The sequence below is a fragment of the Nitrosococcus oceani ATCC 19707 genome, from assembly GCF_000012805.1.
In the GTDB taxonomy this organism is placed as follows: Bacteria; Pseudomonadota; Gammaproteobacteria; order Nitrosococcales; family Nitrosococcaceae; genus Nitrosococcus; species Nitrosococcus oceani.
Genome location: NC_007484.1, coordinates 2204560 through 2231055, shown reverse-complemented (window position 1 = coordinate 2231055; position 26496 = coordinate 2204560). Strand labels below are relative to the sequence as shown.

The 26496-nt window shown below is 49.4% G+C and carries 21 protein-coding genes; 17 read left to right on the top strand and 4 right to left on the bottom strand.

Annotation, left to right across the window (positions count from 1 at the left end):
• Positions 1 to 1413 precede the first annotated feature (1413 nt).
• Positions 1414 to 2982, top strand: a complete 1569-nt coding sequence (locus NOC_RS10455) for a hypothetical protein (RefSeq protein ID WP_002810922.1) — start codon at positions 1414 to 1416, stop codon at positions 2980 to 2982.
• A 115-nt stretch (positions 2983 to 3097) separates the two neighbouring features.
• On the opposite strand, the gene NOC_RS10450 is transcribed toward NOC_RS10455, so the two are convergent.
• Positions 3098 to 4843: a hypothetical protein gene (locus tag NOC_RS10450; protein ID WP_002809339.1), complete on the bottom strand. Its 1746-nt coding sequence runs from the start codon at positions 4841 to 4843 to the stop codon at positions 3098 to 3100.
• 635 nt (positions 4844 to 5478) lie between these two features.
• Between NOC_RS10450 and NOC_RS10445 the strand changes: the two genes are divergently transcribed.
• The 9 genes from NOC_RS10445 (at position 5479) to NOC_RS10410 (ending at position 17043) form a co-directional block, all read left to right on the top strand.
• Positions 5479 to 6930 carry a hypothetical protein gene (locus NOC_RS10445; RefSeq protein ID WP_244859955.1) on the top strand — a complete coding sequence of 484 codons (1452 nt, stop codon included), beginning with the start codon at positions 5479 to 5481 and terminating at the stop codon, positions 6928 to 6930.
• 176 nt (positions 6931 to 7106) lie between these two features.
• The gene (locus tag NOC_RS10440) at positions 7107 to 8582 is read left to right on the top strand and encodes a lipopolysaccharide biosynthesis protein (protein WP_011330804.1); all 1476 of its coding nucleotides are present in this window, start codon (positions 7107 to 7109) and stop codon (positions 8580 to 8582) included.
• Between the two features lie 144 nt (positions 8583 to 8726).
• On the top strand, positions 8727 to 10316 hold the full coding sequence (locus tag NOC_RS10435; protein ID WP_011330803.1) for a hypothetical protein: 1590 nt from the start codon (positions 8727 to 8729) through the stop codon (positions 10314 to 10316).
• 6 nt (positions 10317 to 10322) lie between these two features.
• Positions 10323 to 11450 (top strand): sugar-transfer associated ATP-grasp domain-containing protein, encoded by a 1128-nt coding sequence (locus NOC_RS10430; protein ID WP_002808823.1) that lies wholly within the window; start codon positions 10323 to 10325, stop codon positions 11448 to 11450.
• A gap of 54 nt (positions 11451 to 11504) precedes the next feature.
• Complete coding sequence (locus NOC_RS10425; RefSeq protein WP_011330802.1) at positions 11505 to 13727, top strand: hypothetical protein; 2223 nt, start codon at positions 11505 to 11507, stop codon at positions 13725 to 13727.
• A gap of 248 nt (positions 13728 to 13975) precedes the next feature.
• The gene (locus tag NOC_RS17480) at positions 13976 to 14494 is read left to right on the top strand and encodes a hypothetical protein (protein WP_147094450.1); all 519 of its coding nucleotides are present in this window, start codon (positions 13976 to 13978) and stop codon (positions 14492 to 14494) included.
• Positions 14495 to 14513: 19 nt separating this feature from the next.
• Positions 14514 to 14831, top strand: a complete 318-nt coding sequence (locus NOC_RS10420) for a hypothetical protein (RefSeq protein WP_147094449.1) — start codon at positions 14514 to 14516, stop codon at positions 14829 to 14831.
• 173 nt (positions 14832 to 15004) lie between these two features.
• Entirely contained in the window at positions 15005 to 16261 is a 1257-nt protein-coding gene (locus tag NOC_RS10415; RefSeq protein ID WP_147094448.1) for a VanZ family protein, read from the top strand.
• Positions 16258 to 17043 (top strand): S1 family peptidase, encoded by a 786-nt coding sequence (locus NOC_RS10410; RefSeq protein ID WP_002808524.1) that lies wholly within the window; start codon positions 16258 to 16260, stop codon positions 17041 to 17043. The genes NOC_RS10415 and NOC_RS10410 overlap by 4 nt, the downstream gene beginning before the upstream one ends.
• 84 nt (positions 17044 to 17127) lie before the next feature.
• On the opposite strand, the gene rpoH is transcribed toward NOC_RS10410, so the two are convergent.
• Both rpoH and ftsY read right to left on the bottom strand, forming a co-directional pair.
• On the bottom strand, positions 17128 to 17991 hold the full coding sequence (gene rpoH, locus NOC_RS10405; RefSeq protein WP_002809641.1) for an RNA polymerase sigma factor RpoH: 864 nt from the start codon (positions 17989 to 17991) through the stop codon (positions 17128 to 17130).
• Positions 17992 to 18147: 156 nt separating this feature from the next.
• A complete protein-coding gene (gene ftsY, locus NOC_RS10400; RefSeq protein ID WP_002808872.1) occupies positions 18148 to 19236 on the bottom strand; it encodes a signal recognition particle-docking protein FtsY in 1089 nt (362 codons plus the stop codon).
• Between the two features lie 100 nt (positions 19237 to 19336).
• Between ftsY and NOC_RS10395 the strand changes: the two genes are divergently transcribed.
• From NOC_RS10395 to cobC, 6 genes are read left to right on the top strand one after another with little or no spacing between them, the layout of a single operon-like run.
• A complete protein-coding gene (locus tag NOC_RS10395; protein WP_011330799.1) occupies positions 19337 to 20716 on the top strand; it encodes a M16 family metallopeptidase in 1380 nt (459 codons plus the stop codon).
• Entirely contained in the window at positions 20706 to 22010 is a 1305-nt protein-coding gene (locus NOC_RS10390; RefSeq protein WP_011330798.1) for a M16 family metallopeptidase, read from the top strand. Before NOC_RS10395 ends, NOC_RS10390 begins: the two co-directional genes overlap by 11 nt.
• Positions 21994 to 22599, top strand: coding sequence for a 16S rRNA (guanine(966)-N(2))-methyltransferase RsmD (gene rsmD / locus NOC_RS10385; RefSeq protein WP_011330797.1), 606 nt, complete (start codon positions 21994 to 21996; stop codon positions 22597 to 22599). The genes NOC_RS10390 and rsmD overlap by 17 nt, the downstream gene beginning before the upstream one ends.
• A 19-nt stretch (positions 22600 to 22618) precedes the next feature.
• On the top strand, positions 22619 to 23101 hold the full coding sequence (gene coaD / locus NOC_RS10380) for a pantetheine-phosphate adenylyltransferase (RefSeq protein ID WP_011330796.1): 483 nt from the start codon (positions 22619 to 22621) through the stop codon (positions 23099 to 23101).
• A 37-nt stretch (positions 23102 to 23138) separates the two neighbouring features.
• Positions 23139 to 23393 carry a YfhL family 4Fe-4S dicluster ferredoxin gene (locus tag NOC_RS10375; protein WP_002809025.1) on the top strand — a complete coding sequence of 85 codons (255 nt, stop codon included), beginning with the start codon at positions 23139 to 23141 and terminating at the stop codon, positions 23391 to 23393.
• 36 nt (positions 23394 to 23429) lie between these two features.
• Positions 23430 to 24035, top strand: a complete 606-nt coding sequence (cobC, locus tag NOC_RS10370) for an alpha-ribazole phosphatase (RefSeq protein WP_002808581.1) — start codon at positions 23430 to 23432, stop codon at positions 24033 to 24035.
• On the opposite strand, the gene NOC_RS10365 is transcribed toward cobC, so the two are convergent.
• The gene (locus NOC_RS10365; RefSeq protein ID WP_002809752.1) at positions 24032 to 24793 is read right to left on the bottom strand and encodes a hypothetical protein; all 762 of its coding nucleotides are present in this window, start codon (positions 24791 to 24793) and stop codon (positions 24032 to 24034) included. The two genes, cobC and NOC_RS10365, sit on opposite strands and share 4 nt — an antisense overlap.
• Positions 24794 to 25049: 256 nt before the next feature.
• Here NOC_RS10365 and NOC_RS10360 point away from each other — a divergent pair, with 256 nt between their 5' ends.
• On the top strand, positions 25050 to 26429 hold the full coding sequence (locus NOC_RS10360; RefSeq protein ID WP_244859954.1) for a hypothetical protein: 1380 nt from the start codon (positions 25050 to 25052) through the stop codon (positions 26427 to 26429).
• The last annotated feature ends 67 nt before the right edge of the window (positions 26430 to 26496 follow it).

Here is a 26496-nt window from a genome sequence, read left to right as displayed (position 1 = left end):
AATAGCTTCAGTCAAACCTATGCTAGTCCCTCCGGCGCAGCCAGGGGGTTACCTAAGGATTAATTATTTATTAAAGAAGATACTATAAATCCATCGTGGCATCTAAAACTTATTAAAATGCGCGACGGCTGGAAATAAGCCACTAATACGCTGTTCTAAGCTGGAGTCAGTTTGGGGCTAGGGAGCCCACAGTAACCTTGCTAATCTTTCATTGGAGTACAAGTAATTCTCTTTATCATGCAAGCGAAGAAAGTAATCAAAAGGTGACCAGGGAGGCAGATATTTAATACCGTGGAATTGTGGAAGGACATTTTTTTGCATAAAAGTGGTACTGGTTTTGTGCATACCAGCGTGAAAATAAAACATATGTTTTGGAGTTCCAATAATTAGGTTGGTTGTGTTTGTTTACCGCTTCTCTGATGCGATTAGCTCTGTCCTGGTATACAGTTGAAGTTCCCGGTGCAGACAAGTTGGTTATAATAATTGATATTAAAAGAGGGAGCTTTTTGTTGGCAGTGAGGATAGCGGCGATATAAATCTCTTTTTTAGAACTATTACAAGCTCTGAATTTGCGCCTGATGACAAAGGGTTGTTTAGATATTTAGCCGGGCGGCCTAGCCATTGTCATTGCAGGGAAACGCGAGCGAATAACTGTCTTTGATGGCTGGTGTTTGCCGATTGCTATCGTTTAGGGCGTATTAGCTACTTATGTGTTGGTTCGCTTTATGTTAGAGACGATTTACTACGGTTTTGGAGTAGAGATTAACGAGCGTGAGTCCGAGTGATGGACTCCGCTCAGGCTATTTTAGCCGGTTTTCTGCAGGCTTCGTAATCGGCTGAGTACTCCCCCGCTGCTAGATTTATCTTTGATTCTTTAAAGCTTCGCTGTATAATTTATCTATATTTTTGCCCTCGATGCTGGGGTGGACCATATATCTTTAATTAAGATCATTAGTCAAGGAGTTTATCTTCCCGATCATACTTAAAACTGTCTGTTAGAATAGTTCTTATGGTAAAGTCATTATTAAGCCGTTAACACAGGGTGGTTTTTATAGGTAATTTCCTGTCAGCCTTTGTGAATTAAGTCAAATATAGAAGAAGGTTTTTGATCATATTTTTGTATTTTGGTCAGCTTATGGCCATTATCTTCTTAGTTTCTCAAACTACCATCACCAATGATTTTATCATTGCGCTATTCGGTAAGGGCTGTGGTGCAGCTATTCATACATGTCTTCTTCTGTTATTCTAGCCCATGGTATTTTCCTCTGGTATATTCACTATTCAGGATTTATCTCACCGACTAGTAAAATTCCAATTAGTGCTCTCCTTCGCTATGTGAGAATCTCCTTGAGGTGAGCGCTTCCTTTCTTCCAGATGGCTATCGAGCCAAAGAAAAATGCTAGTGAGTAGGGTATGAGTTTTCGTTTTTGTTATCGTGAAAACGCTACAATTCCCCGCTTGGCGTGGTGTGCGAGCATCACTAAAGGGAATGATACAGTAGTCGTCGAGCACGGTTCTTGGGTAGAACAGACAGCTACTTTTTTTGTTGAGGGTGCTTGGTTAGGCGATTTTTCCAAGGGCGAACTTCACGATTCTGAAGTCTTATTAGGATCGGGCGGTGCTCTTAGAGCTAACGAAGTATTTTTTTTTCCTGCAACTTACCCGACCGAGCGGTTACATAGCATACGCAATGGCAATGTATTGTATATTTCTAACTCCTTCTGTTACCTGCTAGAGGCTAGTTCACAACAGCTATTAGGTAGTTATGGCTTTTACGAAACAGATTTTTTCTCAATTCTGCAAGGGCATAACAAAGCGCTAACTTCAGTTCCCCTCGATGAAAAGCACCAGGCTACTCTTCACTATCATGATGGCATTGCGGTTGGCCATGACCTAGTTCAGCGGCGAATATCTCGCCCCACGCCTCCTGCGTTTACCGATTATACGGGGTATATTGACTACCTCGTTAAAATTATTCGTGCTATTTACGATAATGCTACGGATTCGGCACGAACTATTCAGTATACTCCCCTAAGCTCGCTTTCAACGGGTTATGATTCCCCAGCATGTACCGCGCTTGTTAAGTCAATTGGCTGTACAGAAGCAGTAACGTTTGCTGATTCGCGGCATGGACATATGGAGGATGCAACGGATATTGCCAAGGCACTAGAAGTTACCTTGTTGCCAATTGAACGGGAAGCATATCTTAAATTGGAACAGTACCCCGAGGCTGAATTCCTGGCTAGCGGAAACGGTGGCGACGATGTTGTTTATGCGCCCTTGAGTACCGCGCTTGAGAAGCGAATTTTCGTCAAGGGTGATTTCGGCGATGGCTTATGGAAGGTCACCACTAAAAATGTCAACCACCATCGCTACGGGCGGTCTACAACCGGTGGCCTCGGTGGTTCTATGTCTGAATTTCGGCTACGGGTAGGTTTCCTGAATTTACCCATTCCCCTATTAACTATGTACAGACGGCCTGAGCTTAATCAAATTTCATTATCCCATGAGATGGCTAAATTCCGGTTAGGTGGCTGGTATGACCGGCCTATCCCGCGGCGAATAGCTGAAGAAGCGGGAGTGTCAAGGCAGTCTTTTGGTAATATCAAGAAGGCTGTCACACAACCTACGTGGATTGCTAGCAATATTTCGACAATGTTTACTGAAGCGTCTTGGGATGATTTTCTCCAGTTTCGAGAAAGAAAGCTTAGAAGTCAACCTCATGAGCAAGCTATCGTACGGCGCATGGCGGAGGAGGTGAGGGTTCAACTATTTCGGAGGATACGGTACGGAACCTTGGGATGGTATCTTTCCAAAGCCCAGCTTAGCTCGCTTGTAGAGATATTAAATCTTGATGTCCCCCGTCCAGCATCAGGAACCTATTCAGGTAGGGAGTATAGCTTGCTTTTCCATTGGGCTATAGAAAAAACTCGTAAACGATATGCTTCTACCGAGCTGAAATTCGTCTCCGATTCTAATTGAGCAACCTTCTACTAGGTTATGGCAACTCCCTACGAGGAGAAGGGATACCCGAAAGCTGCACGAAATACAAGCTGAATTAGCCATCCACTCGCTCGCTTTCTAGCACTGGAAAAAACTAGATAATAGCCGAGACGAGATGGGATGCATTCACTATTCTCATGATCATCGCACACTCTGTTTCGGATAGTCGTTGTGACTTGAAGGCGCCCATCCTCTTTAGGACGAAATCAACATCTACGACCTCTTCTAGCGGCTCACGGTTGTGTTCCAATTGGACAATGATTTGTTGCTGGTTTATTTCTAGCGCTCGCCATCTATCGATTACGCGCGGGCGTTCCGACGGCAGTAGATCAGTATTTGTTCTCCTGAGAAGTCGGGTAAACTTTCGGAAAGACCGCTGAAACAGCTCTTCCGTGGGCGATACCGGGCGGCGAAAGAGATCGGGGAATAACTGGTAGTTTGTGCGCCTGTAAAGGGTCTGGCGTTCTAGATCAGATAAGGGTAGATTTGCCCATACTTTCCAGATGGCTGGATGATAGAAGAAGCATACGGGGAGCAGCGCCGCTCCTATATCATTAGGCTGTGAGGCTACCCAGCGGCGTTGACGGCAATAGAAATCAAGGTGAAAAGCTTGCTGGTGCGGGAAGGCAACCTCTAGTTTATGGATAATTTGCCGAAAGCTAGCGGCAAGGTTATTAGAGAGATCTTTGCGCCATTTTTTTCGGAGTCCAGGCCATTCCTGCCATTCCCAATTTAGGCTCCAATGAGTCCAATAATTGACCCAGTCGCTTCGGTCAAATTGCTTCGAGCTAAGGTGTTTTCCCGTCAGTGCATCCCCTAAGTAGCCGATCACGACCGCATCTGCTTTGTTAGCTAACATTGCCCGCCAGCTATGTGCCCACCCTGACTGCTGTAATGGGCCGATAGCACCCAGCGTCTGGATGTTTGTTTCCCAGTCATTCCAAGAGGCATCTGGAATCTTAAAGAGGCGAGTGCTGCAACCAACACGCTGTGCAATGGACTGGGCTCCTATCACTTCGGTGCTGCCGGGTTGTCCGAAGGTGTAGAAAGATACCTCTACGCCAGCTCGCTGGAGATAAGCTAAGGCGGTTCGAGAGTCTAGGCCAGCCGATAAAGAGAGAGCAGTCCGGGCCGGTAGAACCTTCTTCCACGAAAGAGCGGCTTCATGAAAGGCAGCCTCAACTTGAGCAATCTTCTCAGCTTCGGTCGCTCCGGCCATAGCATCTCCGTATTCAAGCTGATGGCTACGGATAATACGAAAATCGCCAGCGTCCCATTCGTAAATGCAGCCTCCAGGGGCAAGCTTTATGCTAGGGATGATGGTTTCCTCTCTCAGGTTGTAACCTAGGACCAAAGCGTGGCGAAGAGCGTTTGGGTCAATGCCCTGGCTTCTGCTAACCGTCTTAGCAACAGCCCAAAAACAATCGGAAAATACCAGCCCATCGGAGGTTTCCGTAAAATAGAGCCATTGTGCTCCGATAGGGTCTGAGGCCCACTGGATAGGTTTATTTATATCGTTGGGCACGGTTATAGCGATCCATCTTCCCGGTAGTGACCAGGCTAAAGGAAGATCTGGGGAAAGTGTATCGGCTTTTTCTAAATGGCTTACGTATTCTCCGATGAGGATATCGGCGAGGACGATGAGATGGCCCGTCGAAAAAGGGATTATATTTATTCGAGGCCGGCTGTTGGGTGTGTCTGGTATAGTCGTGATAGCCAGGCGAAAGTCAAACGTTCGGATTTGATCGGGCGTACCATCTCGATAGATCCGTTTAAAAATCGTCGCCAGCATTTGGCTAGCGTCATGCTCCGCTTGCAGGGTCAGCATGCCAAAAATCATGAGAACTTAACAGCTCTTCCGCTTGTATGCGATCATACATAACCGTGAAATAAGGGCTTTGGCGCTTCCCTTGGTGAGAAAATTAATTAAAATTTTATTAAAAATCAGCCTTTGTTCCACTGAATAGAATGGTTTTCCAGGAAAATGCATGCAGAATAATTTGGTCATTACCGAGTTTATCTCTAAGTGACTTGCTTTTTAAGGTGTAATTTATTTTGATTAATATTATTCTGACAATTTAGTTTAACTTAATCATTAAATAAATTGCTAGTTTCAGAGCGGCTTGCTTTTCCTTGTAGGCTGTTTAATCTTAATAAATTAAGCGCGGGAACCGCCGGCATAGGTTGATTCCACTGAGTGCAGCTTATCTTCGCAACGCGATGTCAACGCCGCTAGAAACATCGTTGACGCGTGGTCAGGTTTGGTTGGTGCCTTGGGGCTTAATAAGGTGCATCAGTACGAGCATGCCCTAAAAAGCCGTCTGCTCTAGCTGACGGTGAATCAGCAACCCTATCTGGCTAGCTTAAGAGGTGAATATTCTGCATTTGTTAAATCCTAACGCACAAACAGGGTAAATAGATTCTATGCATTTTAAGTACCAATTAATGAGCAGCTGGCCCTGTCAAGCATGGCTTGTGGAATGTTGCAAAGGTAATCAAGAAGTTATTGTTTACCATGGTTCACGGGTGGAGATTACCCCAGATTTCTTTTGTGAGGCGGTATGGCCTGGATCATATGAGGCAGGAGGATTTGATCAAACCGATGTAATTGCGGGAAGCGGGGGGCGGATAAGGAATTCAGCCATAATATTCGTCTCGTCTGGATCGACAGTGGATCGTTTGAATATGTTAAGAGGGGATAGGTGCGTATGGCTGTCCAATTCACTCGTATGCTTGTTATCTGCAGCTGATGCTGATCTGAATCCAGCGTATGGGTTTTACTACAAAGATCTGTATTCGGTTGTTTACGGTATCGATAATTGCAAACGGCTCCTAGCAACTTCTAAAGGAGATGTCGAGCTTGTTTATTTCGATAATGTGCGGTGGGATGGGAACATGGCTTCCGTGGTTCCTAAGCCCAGCGTAAATAGGGAGCTTGTGAATTTCGGACAATATCTGGGTTTTCTGGAAAGCACCATGGAACAGTTGGCGGAAAATATTTATTCTCCAATCCGTCCCAAGCGCTTGCGTATGTTAGGGACGCTGTCTGCGGGATATGATTCGCCAACGCTAATGGCTCTGGCTAGCGGAGTTGGGTGTGATGAAGCGATTTGCTTTGATCGAACTCACCTCAACGAAGAGGATAGTGGGGAAAGCATTGCCGGCTATCTCGGTGTGCGCCCAATCGTTTTGTCAGGCACCGCATGGCGGCATTTGCAGAAACCGGAAATCCCTTTTATTGCCGCCAATAGTATGGGAGAGGAAGTGCGCTTTAGTGCAGCGGCGGAGACTTTAGCGGGGCGGGTTCTTCTGACGGGTTATCATGGCGATAAAATGTGGGGCAAACGCACCAAACATCTTGGTCCCAATGTCGTTCGTGGCGATCCTTCTGGATTGGGCTTAACTGAATTTAGACTATGGGCTGGTTTTATTCATTGCCCAGTCCCGTTCTGGGCAGTTCGGTCTATCAATGCTGTGAGTCGGATTAGCAATGATCCCGAGATGAGCCAGTGGGATATCAGTGATGAATACAGCCGCCCTATATGTCGGCGTATCGTCGAAAATAAAGGAGTCCCTCGAGAAGCCTTCGGTATGAAGAAACGTATGGCGTCAGTAATAATTCATAATTACGACGAGTTTCTAACGCCCCATTCTCTGCAAGATTTTTTAATCTGGTTAAAAGAACATCGATCAGCATGGTGGAAGAGAGGAAAAGCACCTCCTCTCGCGAGTGCCGGTTTGGATCGGCGGTTTCATCGAGCTGCCAATCGTTATGCCGAATGGGCCAAGCGGCAGCCGGCTATTTGGCGTACAGCAGGTTGGTTCGAGGGTAAGCCGACTTATCTCAGGCGATTTATCTTTCCTTGGGCTATAACGCGAGCTAAGGACCGATACGGCAAGCTTACCTCACTTGAGCTGCGCAAGTAATTTAAGTGCTCGTGTTGTTCGACGATAACCTATGCTGCGTCGAGAATGTAGGCACCACTCGCGATCTCCCCATTTAGCAGATTATCGGGGATATTATCAGACACAGGGGATAGCAACGCTATCGCCATATCATGCCCCTTGCTTGCGGCCTGGGATGAAAAAGGACAAAAGAAAGTATGCTCGAAAGCAAGACTGAGCCTGGTGTTCGGCACTCGATAGTGGTTACAACGTTGAACCGCTATGCAGTTTTAGTGATTTCCTTGGTCTCCACGATGGTGTTGGCGCGCTTGCTTACGCCGGCCGAGATCGGCATTTTTTCCATGGCGGTGGTCTTCGTGAACCTTGCCCATTCCATGCGTGACTTTGGCGTAGGCCGGTACATCGTTCAGGAGAAGGAGCTTACCGTAGATCGTATCCGGTCCGCCTTCGGAATCACGTTGGGTATCGCCTGGTCTATGGCCATTGTGCTAGCAATTGCAGCGCCTTGGGTTGCTGATTTTTATGGGGATGAAAGGGTGACAGGAATCCTGCGGGTGCTTGCCGTTAATTTCGTTTTAATTCCGTTTGGCTCCGTGGTTCTCTCTTACTTGAACAGGGAAATGCAGTTTACCACTATTTTCCTGGTGGGCGTCATTAGTGAATTTGTCCGGGCTGCGAGCGGTATTTGGTTTGCATGGATAGGACTTGGCGCTATGAGTTTAGCATGGAGCGCACTTCTTGGGGTAATTGCCACAGTAGTATTGGCGCGTATTCTAGGGCCTAGCCACTTCATCCTGCGCCCAGCATTTTGTGAATGGCGGAGGGTTATGAGCTTTGGCGGACGGGCCACGCTTGCAACCATTGCATTCCAGTTTCAGCGGGGAGCGCCTGAGGTAGTCATTGGCCGGTATTTGAGTGCTGCAGCGGTAGGTTTCTTCAGCAAAGCTCTTGGGGTTATTCGGCTCTTCGACCGCACGGTGCTATCGGCGGTAAGCCCGGCAATTTTGCCCCACATGGCGGCCAAGCACCGCTCGGGAGAGAGTGTCGCGGGTTTTTATGCCCATGGGCTTGGGTTAATTACCGCCCTCGCGTGGCCATGCTATGCTTTTATCGCCATCATGGCGTTCCCGGTGGTACGAATTCTGTTCGGCGATCAGTGGGATGCTGCGGTTCCCCTGGCGCGCATTCTGGCCATCTATGCGGCGGTCGATGCTTTGTATGCGTTTACCGCGCAGGCGCTGATTGCGGTCGGTGCGGTACACCTGCTGGTGCGGCTAAGGGTGGCTACCCTTTTAGCGACGGTTTTGGCGCTGGTGCTGGCTGTTTCTTATGGGTTAGAAGTTGTTGCTTTTGCGATGGTTTTTCCGGCTGTAGTGGGGCTGATCTATTCCTCTTTGCTGATGCGTTCAGCTATTGGTCTCAAGGGTAGGGTTTACCTAAAGGCCACTGCCGCAAGCTTATTGATTACCGCTGCCACAGTAGCGTTCCCCTTGTTCTATCTGGGGATGCCGGCGGCAGTTGGGCAGCCCCATTGGCAATTTTTTATTATTAGTGCTGCCGGCGGCAGTGCAGGCTGGATGGTGGCTGTAATTACGCTTCGTCATCCTATTTGGGACGAGTTGAGACTTCTATTTTCCCAGGCTCGGAATCGGTTATGGCCGGTTAGCAGTTAGCTCTCTGAAAGGTGCCATGGGCTATTTGGCTGGCTACTTTTCGTGGGCGGCGCTAAAAAAACATGGAGCGTTATAGTATTCCCCGCTACACTAGCCATTGGCAATCACCTATAGAGCGTGAAGCGATAAGATGGGGATACAGCGATGAAGTTTAGAATGCAAATGAATGGGGCACTGCCGCGGCTAGCTTGGTGTGCCCGCCTTGAGCGGGGTTCAGAGGTTGTGACTGTAGAGCATGGGCCTTGGGTAGAAAGTCAAGAGGATTTTTTCTTCGAAGGTGGATGGGCCGGACCCTACGATCGGCGTGGTTTGTTAGGCGCCAAAACAGTGTTGGGTTCCGGGGCTGTTCTCTCCGATGATCAAGTAGTGTTCATTCCTAGCAGTCATACCCTGGAGCGCTTGCATTTCTGCCGGGATGGTGATTGCCTCTTTGTTTCCAACTCATTTATCTACCTGCTCGCAGCACTTGACGATGAGATTGATCCAATGCATGTGGAGTATGAACTAGAGTTTTTGTCGGTAGTAAAAGGTTATCACCGTGCCCGAAAGTGGGTTCCTACCGCGCAAGGTCGGCGGATTCAGCTTCAGTACTACCGTCGACTCCGGATTGACTGCGACCTTAATATATATACGGATTCTCCACCCGCCCTTCCTCATTTTGGCACCTATGAGGATTACGTAGGCTATCTTGAAGGGACGATGCAACAGGTGCTGGGCAATGCCAGTGATTCCCGCCGTTCTATCACCTATAAGCCTCTTGCCACTGTCTCCACTGGATATGATTCGCCGGCGTGCGCTGTCATCGCGCGCAAATGTGGTGGTACTGAAGCGGTAACTTTTTGCAGTGCCCGGATGGAGTTTAACGGCGATGTGGGTAATCCCCAGGATGCTTGTGATGATGGCGGTAAGATCGGGCGGCAACTTGGTTTCAACGTCATGGAATTTGACCGCTCCCTTTATTTTGAAGATAAAGGTATTCCCGAAGCTGAGTTTCTGGCTACGGGCAATGGCGGTGATGATGTAGTAATGTCGGTATTGGCCGAACACCTCCCCGGCACAGTATTTTTCACTGGATTTCGGGGAGATACCATTTGGGATTTCGAACCACAAGCCATCGAGGATAGCGCCCAATTCAAGAGCAAGGATCCTTCCGGCGCCTCATTAGGAGAATTTCGATTGCGATTGGGGTTCATCCACGCGCCGTTGCCGGTCCTGACGATGCCCCGCCACGACGAGATCCTGCGGATTTCCCAATCGCCTGAAATGGACCCTTGGCGCCTTGGAAATACTTATGATAGGCCGATTCCCCGGCGGTTGGCCGAATCGGCTGGCATTGAGCGGGAAGCATTCGGACAGGAGAAAAAGGCAATTACACAACCTTTTTGGGTAACCTTGGATAATGGGGCGATGCTTTCGGCAGGATCGCACCAGGCTCTCATGGCATTTTCGGAAGAACTTGAATCGCGCAACCGGCAATCGATGCGCCACCGCCTGCGCCGAATGCAGGCTACTTTGTATCATTGGATCGTGTGGCGGGGCAATAATTTGGGGTTGCCCCTGCGAATGCCTATCTCCCTTCGCCTATTGATTTCCCAAACGGGATACAAGTTTCATTGGGCTGTTGCGCAGCTTCGGGACCGCTATCGCCCTACTATGATTGGCCTGAGAGATCCAACGTCCATTCTGGCGATGGCGCCTGCCGCCTCTAAGGTCGCCAGTCACGGTAGCAATTAAGCCGTTATGTTTTGGAGACTGCGCCAGCGCGTTAGCCGGTTTTGCAAAGATTTTGCCGCGTTGCCGGGGGTACTGTGGGAACATGGCAGGGCGGCGCGAAAGGCCTCTGGGAAGTCACTACTGGGTCAGGCTTCCGAGATGATTGCCCTGCGCTGGGGCAAGGGCCGCTTGGCTCCTGATGAATACTATCAGTATTGTTTATTTGATGATCGGCGTTTCAGCCCCGAGCAGAAGCGGACTTTCCTTGGTCGGCACATGCAGTACGATCTATGGGAGCTGTTCGATTCCTGGTCATGGCATGCCATTGCGAACGACAAGCTGGTGGCATGCAGCCTATTTGAAGCCTTGCAATTGCCGTCGCCCAAATTGTACGGGTTCTTTCATCCGATACGCCGCCATGGCGCCTTGCCTATAGTGCGAAACGGGGCGCAGCTCGGGCAGTTTCTTCGTGAACAGGCGCCATTCCCTTTGGTTGCCAAGCCTGTGCTTGGAATGTGGGGTAAAAATGTATACGCCATCGAGCGCCTTGAGCATGAAAGCGATGAACTGGTGCTGGTTAATGGGAAGCGTATGGCTATAGCGGATTTTGTGGCTGCTCTTGAGCCCCTGGTGAAACAAGGGTGGCTCTTTCAGGAGCTTTTGAAGCCACATCCCATGCTATTGGAACTATGTGGTAACCGCATTTGCAGTGTCCGCGTAGTGACCCTGCTGGACCCGGCGCCTATCATAATTAGCACTCTCTGGAAAGTCGCTGTGGGCAACGCAATGGCTGATAATTATTGGGAGCCTGGAAATTTAGTAGGGCCTATCGACCCTGAGACGGGAGTCGTGGGGCAGATGTTTACGGGTTTGGGGTTACAACGCCGCAATGTTTCCGAGCACCCGGATACGGGGGAGAAGCTGGTAGGGATTACTTTGCCCAACTGGGAGCAGACGCTGGAACTTTGCCGGGAGGGCACGGCGTCATTGCCAGGCCTAAAAATGCAGGCGTGGGATATTGCGTTGACCGATCGGGGGCCGGTGATGCTCGAAGTCAATATCATCGGCGGGGTACGCTTGCCCCAGCTGGTAGTTGATGCAGGCATGAATCGAGGTCCATTGAGAGAGATGCTGCGCAAACATAGATATATGTAGAGCTAAGATATTGTCAAATAATGGAAGATAGGGCTTTTTAAGGAGTACTTCTAAATGACGATGGATGCTGAAGAAGTTTCTCGAACTTATGGCCGCTTGGCTCGCAGTGTGGAGCCGACATTAGAAACATCCTTGACACCAGAACAATACCGTGTCTTGGAATCCACACTCCAGGCTCCTGTTATTAATATATTGCTGCATGGTTTTTCAGTCCGGGTGTCCGCTCAGGAGCAATCCTTGCAAATTCAGCAGGATGGAACCTTGCGGATTGATCCCTCGGTGCTCGCGCATCCCGCGCTGGCAATTTTCCATTTGCGGCACGGGGTCGAGCAACTCGCCTGGGCGCGAGCGGCGCATACACCCAATGAAGCAGTCGCGGCGGCCTTGCTTGCGTTGCATTCCAGTCTGCTTGTTCTTGAAAGCATGCACTCGGAAGACCAAAACCGGGTTTTGGATGCCGATCCCCCTTGGCTGAGGGAGGCTTTCGAAATATTGTTATCTCAGCGCAAGCAGTTTACCTTGCCACAAGTTATTGTGACTAGCTTGGTGCCCTTTCTCCGTTTTATTCATAGTTTCAACGATTTTCTTTCCCCTGTTAATGAAAAGAATGAAATTGCTATTAATCGCGCCGCAGAGAGCTTAGCGATTGCCCAACCCACTGAGCGTCTCTTAACCCTCGGGGGCGACCAACGGCTTTTGGTCCACCCGGATTCGGGACTTAATAAATATGGTTGCAGCCCCAGCCCTCGCCCTTGGGCCATTACATTTTCAACCTGTACGGCATCATCGATTTCTGAACCGGGTTTTGCGAGCGCTGAAGCGCAGCGCCGTTGCTTGTTCCCGCTGGCTTTAGCCGGTCAGTTGGTAAACGGATTTGCTGAGGAGATGGCACGAATAAGGCGACGCTTGGCTCAAGTATTGCGGCTTGAGCAAGTGCCTGGCGCTAAAATTTTGTTGACACCCTCGGGTACGGATGCAGAGTTGTTTGCGGTGCACTGTGCCAGCGCAGTAGCCAAACGGCCCTTATTGAATATTCTTATCGCCCCACGGGAGATTGGTAGTGGTAGCCGTTATGCAGCTGCCGGTCAGCATTTCGACCATATCAGTCCACTGGGTGGCGCGGTTCAGCCTGGTATGGCGGTAGAGGGCCTACACTGCGATCAGATTCAAGTGCAGGAGTTGGAATTGCGCGATGAGACGGGACGGCTCTTGTCGAGCAACGAAGTGGAGGGCTGTCTGCATGAATGGGTGAGTTCGGGCATTGAAGCAGGCAGTTCGGTGCTCATTCATTTATTAGACTCCTCCAAAACAGGCTTAGGGGCGCCTAGTCTCGACTGCATTGCAAAATTGCAGGCAGTTTATGGCGAGCGAGTTGCGGTCATTGTGGATGCGGCCCAAATGCGGTTGAGCCGCGCCAATCTGGCTACCTATCTGCGTCAGGGTTTCTACGTGATTGCGACCGGATCGAAATTCTTTACTGGCCCGCCATTTGCTGGCGCGCTCCTGATTCCCTCATCGGTAGCTAGCAGTATTGATGTAGACAGTCCCTTTCCCCAGGGTCTCAGTGGCTATGTGAGCCGCTGGGAGGTGCCGGAGGAATGGCGGTGGTCCCAACAAGTACTGCATTTGGGCACCTCACCTAACTACGGATTGCTCCTGCGATGGCAGGCAGCTTTATGGGAAATGGAGGCTTTTTTCGCCGCGGACTCGCGAAGGCGGCACAGCATTTTCCACGACTTCGCTGAAATGTTGCACACCCGCATGGACGGATGCTCATATATCGAACCACTGCCACCTTCTGTCTATCGTCGGGTTAATGGAGAAGAGAGCAATTCATGGGATAGTGTTCCTACCATTTTTACCTTCCTGATACGCCGAGCTTCGGCCTTGTTAACCTACGAGGAGGCCGTTATGGCCTATCATTGGTTGAATGCTGATTTATCCCCCTGGCTTCCCGCCGGGAGTTCAGAGGCGGAGCAGCGCTTAGCAGCCAAATGCTGTCATATTGGGCAGCCGGTTCGAATTCGGTGTGAGAAAGGGATTTGGCTTGGCGCGCTTAGAATTGCACCGGGATCGCGGCTAGTATCCCGGGTTTGCTTTGATCCTTCCATTGGGGGAAACCGGGCGCAGCGGCTGGCGCAACAAGTTGATGCGGCGTGCATAGTGCTCGATAAACTGGAAGTAATTTGCCGGTACTGGGAAGCTTTTGTGGAAGGCTCAAAACACCTGCCCACCCTTCAGATACCGGCGGCAGGTTTATGTGAGAAAACTGCTTAACGTTACCGCCATCCTGGCCTCATACCGGAACTTTCCCTTTTGCTTTGATGCAGCCTTTGTAGCTCTGGATAGAATAGGAATTATTCTATAAATATATCAATATAAGTTAACCAATAATTATAGCCTGCTAAATCGTTTTTTATAGCCTGGAAAGGACTCATACTCCATAAAATGCTATTTTAGCCACAAAATTCGGCGCTGCTCTTTATTGCTTGCTGCGGCTTTCTTCTTGTTGGAATTCGCTGGTATTGCAGTTAGCCGTTGAAGTATTAGCCTCCAAAACCGGGGCTACTGATAGGCCAAAAGCTGACTTAACGCCTAAGCAAAGATCTGCTCCGACCGCCCAGCGAAACGCGCTTGGAACTCCGCCTGATCTCAGCGGACTGATAACTCTTCTCGATGCGTTGCCAGAAGGAGATTGGGTTAAAGTTAACCTTAACCGTTTTGCCGATGTATGGACGCCCCCTAATCTGCGCCCCCTTAGGGGGCTTAGTAACCCGACTCCGTCGAGGATCATCGGTGCGTGGAACTCGTTTGCCTGGGACTCCAATCGAAGCGATCTCATCATTTATGGGGGCGGTCACGCCAATTACAACGGTAATGACGTTTATCGATGGCGCGGCACCACGCGCTTATGGGAACAGGCCTCCCTGCCTAGCCAGATCACCCAAGATGACCTGGGTTTTATTATGCCAGTTGATGGTCCTGATGCTGCGCCACCATCTACTCATACCTACGACAGCAACATTTTCCCATGTAGAGCGTGAAGGGTCCCCTTTCCAATTTGTGTACCGTGCTCATCGGCTATTACAGCGTGGAATGAGCCTCGCAGCGGTGTTGAGTGGACCGAAAGTGGCGCGGGCGGCAGCGGTGCCGATTTATAATGCCGTTGCTGATAGCCAAGCGGGGGTGGGTTGGGATCCCCAGTGGCTTGAGATTGATATCGCTGCTGGTATCCAAGCCACGAGCAATGGCCAAGCCAACCACGGCTGGCGCCTAGTGTCTGTGAGTGGTAATAGTAATCTTCAACGTTTCCGCAGCAATGATTATACGGCCGATCCCACACTCATGCCTAAACTTACCATCGTATATACTAATGATTAACGTTTGTTGGAACATGGAGAGAGTAAAAATAGGAGAGAGGTAAATTATTCCGTTTTGGCCTCTAGCAGGTAATAAATATCACTGTTTCTTTTTAGGTAATTGAATTATAAAGGGAGTTATTAGATTTTTTTCTTTCGCTCATGCATAATCTCCACGCTAACGGGAGATTATGCATGATGTATTCCAAAGGGCAGGCTAAACCATTTCGCTTATTGTCGGTAATCATCTACGCGGGATTGCTGGCTTATGGTACCCTCTATCCGTTGCATGATTGGCGAGTCCCATTGGAATCGGGGTGGTTGCCTATTTTTGGGCACGGATCGAAAGTTAGCTATTCAGATATTTTTACCAATATTGTCGTCTATATCCCGTTAGGTTTCTTGCTTGCTCGCGCCGTTATTTCCCGTTCCCCTATTGGCAAAATTATTGCTGCTCTTTTGGGAGGAACGGTATTAAGTTTTTTGCTTGAGTCCTTACAGGTTTACCTACCCAGCCGAGTATCTTCATTCCTAGACTTAGCGCTTAACACTACGGGAGCCCTTGCGGGCGGCTTGCTCTTCGTTGCGGTACGTCCCCAAGGCCGGATTTATGAGTGTCTACTTTCATTGCGTCAAGCCCACATACGGCCTGGAGCGTTAGCCAGCGCAAGCATGTTTTTGTTAGGGTTGTGGGGGCTTTCTCAAACCAGTCCATGGGTTCCGTCGCTTGATATCTCTGGCCTGCGTCAGGAATTAAAGCCGTTATGGTATACGTTGACACAGCAAATCCCCCTCGATTTTAACCAGATGGTAGTATATATTTTGACCATCATGGCGCTGGGCACGGTGGGTGCCGCAGCCTTAAAATCCGATAAATCCGCGTTTTGGTGGTTTGCGGTATTCATTAGCGCGGTGCTATTGTTTAAAATACCCGTGGTGGGTCGCCCGCTCTCTGCTGAGGCCCTTGCAGGTGCGGGAGTAGGGGTAGTGGGATTTGCCTTGCTGCGGCAGTTACCAGCAAGGGGTGCTATTGTAAGCAGTATCGTTGCCATTCTTGGGGCGGTTATTATTGACGAACTACGCGTTGGGACAACGTGGCTAATCTCTAATTTTAACTGGATACCTTTCAAGGGGCACTTGACTAGCACCGTGATTGGCATTGTTGATACGCTCATTGGTGCTTGGCCTTTTTTTGCCCTTAGTATACTGGTACTTCATCTTCGCCCCCAACGGCCCAGAAGGATACTGGTCTGGGGAGGAATCGGGGTGTTTGTTGGGATGTTCACCTTGGAATGGAATCAGCAATACATTGCAGGCCGATACCCTGATATTACTGATGCTGTATTGGCTTTACTTGCTTGGTGGTTACCTTGGTTCTACACGCCATTACGCCAGGAAATACGTAGGCACCATTACCCGGATTTAAAAGGTAATCTTAGAGAAAGCGGATGAATTTGTGTCGAATATTGTGGCAAGGAGGGTGGTTTTCATTAAAAATTAGCCTGCTGCTTTTCACGGCAATTCCTGCCTTGGCGGATTTAGCGGATACCATCGAGCACGTTAAACAGGCGGTGGTGGGGGTGGGTACTTATGCCTCCATTCGGGGCGTCCAAGCACGCTATCGGGGAACAGGCTTTGTAGTTGCTGATGGCCGGCATGTGGTGACTAATGCCCATGTTTTGCCTTCTGAGCTTAATTCAGAGCGTAACGAATATATTGCAGTTTTTGTCGGTGTTAAGGGGCAGGTACGGCAAGCGGAGAAAGTAGCTGTGGATGCCGTTCATGATCTTGCCCTCCTGAAGATAGGGGGGGGCTCTCTATCCTCTCTTTCACTGGGAAACCCCTCACAAGTCCGTGAGGGAGAAGGGGTTGCTTTTACCGGCTTTCCGATTGGACCCGTGCTGGGACTCTATCCGGTGACCCACCGTGGCATCGTCTCAGCCATTACCCCCATTGCCACGGCAGGACGAGCTAGCCAAGATCTTAACCCTCAGCGTATTCAGCAGCTACGCCGGCAACCTTTTAAAGTATTTCAGCTAGATGCTACAGCATATCCGGGTAATAGTGGCAGTCCCGTTTATGATCCGGATACAGGACAGGTGCTGGGCGTGGTCAATAAAGTTTTTGTTAAAGGTAGTAAGGAAAACGTTCTTAAACATCCCAGCGGAATTACTTATGCGATTCCGGCGGACTACGTCAAGGCCCTCCTTGGACGAGCTGGGTTAAAGCCGTAGTGGCAGGTGGTGGAGCGCTGATAATTGAAGCCCGTTTTCCCTTTTTCAATGAGGTAATATGCCGCTTCTCAGTTTGAGGAGCGGCTAGTCAGCGAGTACGGAACGCATCTTCTTTATGGCGTTATTTTCCAATTGGCGAATGCGCTCCGCAGAAATTTGGTATTCCGCTGCGAGTTCGTGTAAGGTGCTTTTGTTTTCTTGAAGCCAACGGCGGTTAATGATAGTGCGGCTGCGCAAATCTAGCACTTCCAATGCCTGTTGTAACCGTTGGCCATAATAATTTTCCTGATCCAGCAGCTCCATTTTCTGGGCTGGATCAGCAGATGGATCTGCAAGGTAAGCCATCGGCGCGGGGATGCCATTTTCGCTCTCCTCCGCGTTAGAGCCATCAAAAGGCGCATCTTGGCTGCTCAGGCGAGCCTCCATTTCCATTACTTGCTTGGGGCTGACACCCAGATCCTGGGCGACTTCATCTACTTCTTTTCTATTGAGCCAGCCTAAACGTTTTTTAGCGCTCCGCAGATTAAAGAACAACTTGCGCTGGGCTTTGGTGGTTGCGACTTTGACGATACGCCAGTTACGAAGAATGAATTCATGGATTTCCGCCCGGATCCAATGGACAGCGAAAGACACCAAACGCACTCCTTGCTCTGGATCGAAGCGTTTGACCGCTTTCATAAGACCAATATTGCCCTCTTGAATTAAATCTGCCAGAGGAAGCCCATAACCATTATATCCCCGCGCAATCCGGATGACGAAACGAAGATGGGAGAGGACCAACTGCCGAGCTGCCTCCAGATCATTATGCTGCCTAAGCCGAAGGGCAAGGGATCGTTCTTGCTCTGCACTTAACACAGGGATGCTATGGGCATTTTGGCAGTAGGTATTGAGATTACCAACGGCTACGGGTACTAACGCCCCATTATCATTGCGTACAGTCAGTTCCATAAATTCCTCTTAAATAAAAGAAGTTCCCTAATATTAGCACTCTTATCATAAGAGTGCTAATATTAGGGAAAGGTTCCCCCGCCAGTGGCCTGATAAGTGTTACTAGCTATCCGTGAATAAACGAGACAGGCATAGCTGCTTAGTTAATGATATTCCTTAACTCGGCTGTCCTGATGAATTCTCAAGTTCTTCGGTTTCTCTTGGAGGTAGGGGGGTAAGTAAGGCATTAACAAATTCCTCGGCATTGAAAGGGCGAAGGTCATCAATGCCCTCGCCGACACCGATAAAACGGATCGGGAGTCCCATTTTTTTAGCAATGGCAAAAATTACCCCTCCTTTAGCAGTACCATCTAACTTGGTGAGGATAATCCCGGTAAGGTCAACGGCCTCATGGAATTGCCTAGCTTGATTTAGTGCATTTTGACCTGTTCCAGCATCCACGGTCAGCATTATTTCATGGGGAGCGTGGGGATTTACTTTACCCATAACTCGTTTCACTTTTTTAAGTTCTTCCATAAGATTAGTTTGAGTATGGAGCCGGCCTGCGGTATCCGCAATTAGCACATCGATTCCCCGGACCTGGGCCGATTGCACGGCATCAAAAATTACTGAGGCGGAATCAGCTCCGCTGTGCTGGGCCATGACCGGAACTTGGTTACGTTCACCCCATACTTGCAATTGTTCCACCGCTGCAGCACGAAAGGTATCGCCAGCAGCGAGCATTACCGAGCGGCCCTCAGCCTGGAATTTTTTCGCTAGCTTGCCAATAGTGGTGGTTTTACCGACTCCATTAACGCCTACCATGAGAATGACAAAGGGTTTAATAGCTGCTGGAATTATTAACGGTTGGTTGCAAGGCGTCAGTAATTCTTGCATATTCTCCCGTAGGGCCTCCATCAAAGCCTCCGCATCTTGGAGTTGCTCGCGGGAAGTTCGAATGGTGAGATCCTCAATAATGGCCTGAGTGGCTTCGACTCCCAAGTCTGCAATAAGCAGTTGAGTTTCAATCTCTTCCAACAACTCATCATCAATGGATTTTTTGCCTAGCATCAGGTCAGCAATACCACCCGTCAGATTACCGCGGGTGCGGCCAAGGCGGTCACGTAGGCGCTTGAATAAAGATTGTTTTTCCCCGGCTCCGGTCTCTGAGCTGGCTTCTCTGGTAGCTTCGGCGGCTACCGGAGGAAGAGTCGCTTCTGAATTCTGTTCTGGGCTCTTTCGCTTACGCTTAAAGAAACTTACCATGGCTTTTATGACTCATTAGATAATGCTTACGATTAAGTATCCTATCATTATTGCTGATTTTAAAAACCAATTTCTATAGCGTTAACCAAGAAGGAAGACAATGACGCCACTCATACGCTTGCTAACAATCTTTTTGGCCCTGATGTTGCCACTAGCAGTTATGGCCAAAGTACATGAATTTACCCTGAAGAACGGGCTAAAGCTCCTGGTTAAGGAAGATCCTCGGGCACCGGTGATGGTTTCCCAAGTGTGGTACAAGGTGGGCTCTAGCTATGAGTACAATGGGATTACGGGTATTTCCCATATGCTAGAGCATATGATGTTTAAGGGAACTAAAAATTTGGAGCCAAACCAATTTTCGCAGATTATTTCTGCTAACGGGGGTGAGGAAAATGCTTTTACGGGCCGGGATTACACAGCGTATTTTGAGCAGATGGCCAATGACCAGGTAGAGGTCAGTTTCCGGCTGGAAGCTGATCGCATGCGCAACCTAGTGCTCATTCCCGAAGAATTACGGAAGGAAAAGCAGGTGGTGATGGAGGAGCGGCGCATGCGCACTGAGGATAATCCTAATGCCTTGACCTACGAGCGTTTCAACGCTACCGCTTTTCTCAGCGGCCCCTATCATCATCCCGTGATTGGTTGGATGAGCGATATTCAACACTATGAACTCAAGGATTTGCAAGCCTGGTATCAGAAGTGGTATGCCCCTAACAATGCCACTGTGGTGGTCGTGGGAGATGTAGACCCTGAGGCCGTCCATGCTTTGGCTGAAAAATATTTTGGCTCCTTAAAACCAGAGAAAATCACTCCCCCCAAACCCCAGGAGGAGATTTCCCAGACTGGCCGGCGGGAGATTTTTGTGCGGGCACCGGCTGAGCTGCCTTATTTGCTGTTAGGGTGGAAGGTGCCGGTTATAAAGAACGCGGAAGAAGACTGGGAAGCCTATGCCCTGGAGGTGTTAGGCGGGATTTTAGATGGAGGGCGTAGTTCTCGCTTTTCCAGGGAACTTATCCGGGGCAGCCAAGTGGCTACCAGCGTAGGGGCCAGCTACCATTTGTATGGGCGCATCAAAGACCAATTTGTGATTGCTGGAGTACCGGCCCAGGGACGGACTATTGCCGAGTTGGAGGAGGCTATTTGGGCACAGATTCAGCGCCTGCAAAAAGAACTCGTGAGCAAGGAGGAACTGGAGCGAATCAAAAACCAGGTAGTTGCCCATCAGGTTTTTGAACAGGACTCCATGTTTTTTCAGGCCATGCAGCTAGGGTTGCTGGAAACGGTTGGGCTAGACTGGCGGCTAGCGGATGCCTATGTGGATCAGGTGCGCGCCATTACCCCTGAACAAGTCCAGGCGGTTGCCCAGAAATATTTGTTGGAGGCCAGGTTAACCCGGGCGGAATTGGTGCCTTTACCTATTGAGCCAGGAGAAAAAGCGCCTTCGACTCAGCCCGTGGAAGGAGGTCGCCATGTTTCGTAGTCTTGCAATTTTACTGCTCTGGAGTATTGCTGCTGTAAGTTTAGCGGCGCCTGATATTCAGCATTGGACGATGGCTAACGGAGCCCGGGTTTATTTTATCCAGGCCAAGGAATTGCCCATGGTGGATGTCCGCGTAGTCTTCGACGCAGGTGCGGCCCGGGATGAAAACCAACCTGGGTTGGCCCAACTGAGCAGCGCCCTTTTACCGGAAGGTGCGGGTGAGTTAGATGCCGATGCCATCGCCAAGCGATTTGATAATTTGGGCGCCCAGTTTGGTACCCAGGCCGAACGGGATATGGCGGTAGTCAGCCTGCGTAGCTTGACCGAGTCTGAAATTTTGCAGCCGGCATTGGAGACCATGGCCTTGGTTTTGGAGCAGCCTACTATGCCGGTAGCGGCTTTTGAGCGGGTACGTAAGCGAATGGAAACTGCTCTACAAAGGCAGTTGCAGTCGCCGAGCAGTCTTGCTAGCCGGGCTTTTTATCACCGCCTTTATGGCGACTACCCCTATGGGCATCTGCCTCTAGGAACCCAGGAAGGGTTGGCTAGCTTAACCCAGGAGGATGCCTTGGCCTTCCACCGGCGCTACTATGTAGCTAGCAATGCGATAGTGGCAATTGTGGGTGCGCTAGAGCGGCCCCAGGCCGAGCAGGTAGCCAAGCAGGTGGTAGGCGATTTGCCAACGGGAAAGCCAGCACCAGCGTTGTCTCCTGTCCCCAAAATCAAAAAGACAGAAATAGAAACCATTCATTATCCTTCTAGTCAGACGACTATTATCCTGGGAACGATAGGGGTGCGCCGGGGTGATCCTGACTATTTTCCCCTTTATGTGGGCAACCATGTTTTAGGCGGCAGTGGTTTGGTTTCCCGGATCAGCGTGGAGCTTCGAGAGAAGCGAGGACTGACCTATAGCGCCTATAGTTATTTTAGCCCCATGCGGCGCCGAGGGCCTTATGTTCTGTCGCTACAAACCCGGAATGAACAGGCCAAGGAAGCATTAGAAGTGTTGCGCGAGACCCTGCAAAATTTTATTGCCACAGGTCCCAGCGAGAAGGAACTTCAGCTAGCAAAGCAAAATATTACTGGCGGTTTTCCCCTGCGAATCGACAGCAATGGGGAGAAGGTCCAATATCTTGCCATGATTGCTTTCTATCAATTGCCGCGGAATTATCTGGAGACCTTCATTTCCCAGGTAGAGGCGGTCACGGCTACCCAGATTCGGGAGGCTTTTCAGAAACGGATCGATTTAGATAAGATGGTCACGGTTATGGTGGGCGGTGCCACCAAGGAGTAGAGCTAAACCTCTCCGGAGCCAGGTTAGGATTATTGGCGGTCTCTGGCGTGGCCGGAAAGTCGATTTTTCGGCCCGCCCGGGGTTGCGGCCCACGCCTGATCGGGTTCGGGAAACTTTATTTAATTGGCTTCAGCCGGTAATCAGCGGCGCCCGTTGTTTGGATCTGTTTGCAGGCAGTGGTGTGCTCGGTTTGGAAGCAAGTTCCCGGGGTGCAGCGGCAGTAGTCATGGTAGAGAAAGATCTACGAGCGTATCAAGCAATTCAGCTCCAGGTAGAACATTTTTCCGCCGAGAAGATAGAAGTCATTGCCGGTGATGCCTTGGCTTATCTGCGTGGTTCTGTGCGAAGTTTTGATATTGCTTTTTTAGATCCTCCCTTTGAAAGCGGTTTGCTAGAACCCTGTTGCGCCTATTTGGAGCGTGGTGGCTGGTTGGTCCCCGGTGCTTATATTTATCTGGAGACTCGGAGGCGCGACCCTTTACCGTCTCTGCCGGTTACTTGGACATTGTTACATAGTAAGGAAGCGGGGGAGATAGGGTATTATCTGGCTCGTCGGATTTCTAATGTCTCTGGAGCGGAAACCGAATAATTTTTTAGGGAATAAGGTGATGCCAAATATTACTGCTGTTTATCCGGGAACCTTTGACCCTATTACCCGGGGCCATAGCGATTTAGTGGAGCGCGCGGCTCCTTTGTTTGAGCGGATTATTGTCGCTGTTGCCGCCAGCCCGGTTAAAGCCCCCTGTTTTTCATTAGAGGAGCGGGTGTCTATGGCGGAAGAAGTTTTGGCGGGTTACCCTAGTGTGGAGGTGCGCGGCTTTGGCGTTTTATTGGCCGATTTTGCCCGCAGTTGTGGTGCCCGTGTGCTACTGCGAGGGTTGCGGGCCGTCTCTGACTTTGAATATGAATTTCAACTGGCCAATATGAATCGTCACCTGGTATCGGAAGTGGAAACCCTATTTTTAACCCCTGCTGAGCAGTATGCTTATATTTCGGCTAGCCTAGTGCGGGAGGTCGCCGCCTTGGGAGGGGATATCTCGCCCTTTGTACATCCCCGTGTAGCGACTGCATTAGCTGAAAAGTTAGGCTAGTATACTTATAATTGAGCGTTTTAGTCAGGAATTAAAGATGGCTTTATTGATTACCGATGAGTGCATCAATTGTGATGTCTGCGAGCCTGAGTGCCCCAACGGGGCTATCTCTCAGGGAGAAGAAATTTATGTCATTGAACCGAAACTTTGTACGGAGTGTGTGGGGCATTTTGAAACTCCTCAGTGCGTCGAAGTCTGCCCTGTAGAATGTATTATTCCGGATCCAAACCGCGAGGAAACCCGAGAAGAATTGCAGGGCAAGTATCACGCCCTTATGGCCCAATCGGAATAATTAGAATCCACCAGGAATAAAGTTAAATCAGTTTCCATGCCAACGCTTATCGATCTGATTCGTCATGGCGAACCTGTGGGAGGGCACCGCTATCGGGGCCATAGGGATGACCCTCTGAGTGAAAAGGGTTGGTCACAGATGCGAGCGGCCGTTGGCGAAGATTGCCCCTGGGATCGGATCATGAGCTCTCCTCTCAAACGGTGCGCGGAATTCGCCCATGAGCTTAGTCAGCGCTATGGGCGGCCTTTACAGCTAGATGAGCGTTTGAAGGAAATTAGCTTTGGGGCTTGGGAGGGTTCTACGGCTGCCGAAGTCAGAGAGCGGGAACCGGAGGCTTTCCGGCGCTTTTATGAAGATCCTGTTCGCCATACACCACCAGGTGCAGAACCTTTCCTGGATTTCCGTGATCGAGTTATTGCTGCTTGGGAGGAATTACTTAATCGCCACGGTGGCGAGCATGTGCTGGTAGTCGCCCATGCTGGAACGATGCGGATGATGATACGCTACGTATTGGGAATGCCTTTGGAAACCGTTTTTCGAATCCATGTCCCTAATGCCGGCATCAGCCGGATTCAAGTGGGAGGAGAGGGACCGCGAGAGCGCTTACAACTGCTGTTCCATGGGGCGAATTTACCTGCTTAACGGTGAGCGATTTCGCGTAAAACAGGCACTTCTAAGTCTGCTTCTTCTGCCAGTTGCAAGGCTCGTTCAAGGCGGGCAGGCGCTGACCGGCCGGTGCATTTATGTTGGGGGTCTGCCTGAATAGCGGCTACTAGTCCTTCCATGAGTCGTTCTCTGGGAAGGGAGGTTCCCGCCAGCCATTCCTGGAGGTCCAGAACATCCTTAGCTACCCGCTTGGCGAACGCTTGGTGGCGCCCCCAGAGGGTGGCGACATCGCCCCCGGTAATAAGCCCCGCAATATTTGTAGTCAAGATATAGAGGTTTTTGCGCGCTAATTCGAAAAGCAGTTCCGTTTCTGTGGTCAGGATATGAGTCGGAATGGCTAATGTTTGCAGGGCCGATGACAGCAAGTGCGCGCCAGGACCATAGGCGGGAGAGGGGAGTAAAATCTTAACGTCTTGTCCCGGCTTTTTTTCGAACCAAATCGAAGTAACAGTCAAATTAGAAAAATGATAGGGCTGCCAGTCTCTGGGCAATAGCTCATTTTGTAAGAGTGCCAGATGATTTTGCCAGGAATCGGGTACCTGCTGTAATACCGGATGTAACTCCGTCTCTGCAACCGCGACTAAAACGATAGCAGGGTGGGGCACTTCCTTGGCAACCGTCTCCATGGCCAGATTCCGAGAAACCGGATAAACAGGGTGCCCCGCACGCAGAAACCCACGTGCAAATACCCCGCCTATCTCGCCGATACCAATAATCACAATAGCTGGCTTCATTCTTTTTCCTTTTTTATACCTATCTCATAGACCCTTTATAGGTCACGGTGTAAAGGGTACCAGCAAAAAATTTTGAATTGAAGAGGTAAAGAAAATATGCGAAGTTCAGAATATATAATGCATGAAAGGAAATAGATCCTATGCTAGCTTAATATATTTGCTTGTGCTAACCATTTCTCTGCCATTAACAATGGCTCAGGCAAGCTCATCCGTAGGTAAAAACCTAGGTAGCTCAATCGAGGAACATACCAATAAAATGGCCGAAAAGTTTCCCCTCCTAAGCCCTAGCGAGGAAAAAGGGGGGAAATCAAGCAAATTCTGGCGGTTCTTATTCAAGGATGAGGACAGACAGCGCACCATTCCTCCCACATCAAGAATACTTAAACCCAATACTTTAATATTACAACAAGTTAAGCAACCCCATATTCGGCAAGACTTTGCTATAGGAAGCGATGGTTCTACGTTAACGCGTTTCGCAATCCCTGGAGTGCATGGTTTTGGTCAATCTTTAGGGATCCATCCTTCTCCTCCATCCCTGCAAGGATCGATGTTTTCAGGAACAATATCAGATCTAACCCCCATACCCATTACATTCTCAACAATTTATTTAAAAGGACAGCGCAGTCTAACCCCAATGTCTGGGTTTGGGTTAAGTTATGATCATGCTTGGAGCCTACAGGCGGATACCAAGATATTTTCGGAGCAGATTAATTTGCAGGGCGAGTATGCTTGGACTCGCTATAATTACGATCATTTCATAGATACATCGATTCAAAACGATAATGCTTACAAATTACAATTGAGCTATCAACCCCTCCAGATTGCCTCTTTTTTTGAGGCTCCATTAAACGGGGTTATGGGAGTAAAACATAAACAGGTGGGCCGTTTTTTTGAAAGCCCTGCTGAACCAACTGAAGAACCGGGAATATCCAGATGGGAAGGTTTTACCCATCTGGACTGGCGAGGACTGGCATTAAATAATTCGATAGTCCAGGAAGCGGATAACGGAGAAAAATCTTTACCGCCACAGCGAACTTACTCTACCCAGTTGCAAGGACGTTATCAGTTTCAGCACTTTAAATTGCCGTTGTGGTTAGGTTCTCCTAATTTTGATATGACGCTTTCCAGAAAAAGAATTGAGAAAAAGCAGCAACAATCTTCCAGTGCGGAATTTAAAGCTGATTTTCTCTACCAGGACTGGCATTGGAATCTAAGTCATAGCTTGCATTGGAATAAAACTAGAACCATGCCAACACAGCCTGGATACTTTGCTATTTCATCCGCAGAGACCCAGTTTGAACTGCTTAGTTACAATAACTTGAGCTTAGCCCCCATGCTCCGCTATCAATACCAAGGCGCTAGTTTCGATGAACTGCTGGTTGGGATCAAGAGCCGCGCCATATTTGTTCCAGAGCGCCTCAAGGGTCAGTTCCAGATGGCTGCGAAACAAAACTGGAATAATAAGAAATCAAAGTGCACTTACACTACTAGCGGTAATTTGGATTGGCGGCTTGCTCACCGGAAGAATCTGCTTCCTGCAGTACACTTATTTTTTGAAGGGCATTATCAGATTAGTTCGAATCAATTTAATTTTCCTGAGGACTATCGAATACTTTTAGGACTTAGCCTTGACTAGCCGGAATTTAACTGGGAATTTTAATGCAATTCAAATCGTTAAGCGGCAACAGCTAAATTAGCCTGTC